General features: G+C 53.8%; 1 protein-coding gene. It reads right to left on the minus strand.

Going from position 1 to position 489, the window contains the following annotated elements; all coding sequences use genetic code 11:
• Positions 1-31 precede the first annotated feature (31 nt).
• Positions 32-489 (minus strand): NADH-quinone oxidoreductase subunit NuoE (gene nuoE / locus ACTHUR_RS19325; RefSeq protein WP_440400406.1); only part of this gene is annotated, 458 nt, incomplete at its 5' end.

Below are 489 nucleotides of genomic sequence, written 5' to 3' on the forward strand. Positions count from 1 at the left end.
TCCATACCATATCCCTTTTTCAGACGGCCTTTTATTTCAGTTCGGCCAGTTTCTTCTCAATCGCCTCTTCAGTCATAAAGCTGCACATACTGTGGTTGTTTACCAGCATAACCGGAGCGTCGCCGCATGCACCCATGCATTCGCCTTCGACGAGGGTGAATTTTCCGTCGGGCGTGGTTTCGCCGTAGCCGATACCGAGTTTTTTCTTCAGGTATTCGCCGGTATCCATGCCGCCACGCAGGGCGCAGGGAAGGTTGGTGCAGACAGTCAGTTTGTATTTGCCGACCGGCTCGAGGTCGTACATATTGTAGAAAGTGGCGACTTCGTATGCCTGCGCCGGCGTGATGCAGATGTAGTCGGCAACAAAGGCGATGGTTTCGGGGGCGAGCCAGCCTTTTTCGGTTTGGGCGATACGCAACGCGCCCATGATGGCTGAACGGCGTTGGTCGGCGGGATATTTCGCCAACTCAATGTCGATTTGTTTTAAGG

The sequence above is a fragment of the Neisseria sp. P0021.S007 genome, assembly GCF_051956855.1.